Raw genomic sequence first — 925 nt, forward strand, 5'->3', positions numbered from 1 at the left:
GCTGCTGGACCCCGCCAGCCACGTCGGCGTGCTGCGCGGCGCACCCCAGACCCACCCCGCCTACGCGGGCCGCCGCGTGTTCAGCGCCGGCATCAACCTCACCCACCTCTACCACGGCGACATCTCCCTGCTGGGCTTCATGCTGCGCCGCGAGGCCGGCTACCTCGCCAAGTTCGTGCGCGGCCTGTGCCTGGACGACACCCACGGGGACGGCTGGTGGCCGGACGCCGACAAGCCCTGGGTGGGCGCCGTGGACGCCTTCGCCATCGGCGGCGGCATGCAGATCCTGCCCGTGATGGACCGGGTCGTCGCCGCCGAGGACGCCTGGTTCAGCCTGCCCGCCATGGAGGAGGGCCTGGTGCCGGGCCTGGCCAACCTGCGCCTGCTGCACCTGACCGGCTCCCGGTTCTCCCGCCGTCTGATCCTGTGGGGCCGCAAGCTGCGCGCCACCGACCCCGAGGCGGCCCTGATCGTCGACGAGACGGCGCCCGCCGACGCCATGGACACGGCCGTGGAACGCGCCGCCCAGCACCTCGACCACCCGGCCGTGGGGGCCAACCGGCGCATGCTCGCCCTCGCCGAGGAGCCCGCCGATCTCTTCCGGCGCTACCTGGCCCGCTACGCCTACGAGCAGGCGCGGCTGCTGCACAGCCCGGCGCTGATCGACACCCTGGAGCGCACCTGGATCGACCGGCGGAGGGAGGAGGCCGCATGACCGCGGTGCTCGACGCCCCCATGACAGCGCCGGCGCCGGCCGGCCTCCCGCGCGAGACGGCGCTCGCCCTGTACCGGGCCATGGTCCTCGGGCGTGCCTTCGACACCACCGCCACCACCTTCACCCGGCAGGGACGGCTTGCCGTCTACCCGTCCTCCCGCGGCCAGGAGGCGTGCCAGGTGGCGCCCGTCCTCGCCCTGCGCCCCACCG

The 925-nt window shown here is 74.8% G+C and carries 1 protein-coding gene and 1 pseudogene; both read left to right on the top strand.

What is annotated here, in order from left to right:
• Positions 1–715, top strand: a 715-nt coding sequence (locus tag LPA54_RS33075; protein ID WP_228984436.1) for an enoyl-CoA hydratase/isomerase family protein, incomplete at its 5' end; no start/stop codon positions are given.
• A gap of 20 nt (positions 716–735) precedes the next feature.
• Positions 736–925, top strand: a pseudogene (locus LPA54_RS33080) (pyruvate dehydrogenase (acetyl-transferring) E1 component subunit alpha); the annotation flags it as partial.

This window comes from Streptomyces sp. DH12 (assembly GCF_020873895.1).
Lineage (GTDB): Bacteria > Actinomycetota > Actinomycetes > Streptomycetales > Streptomycetaceae > Streptomyces.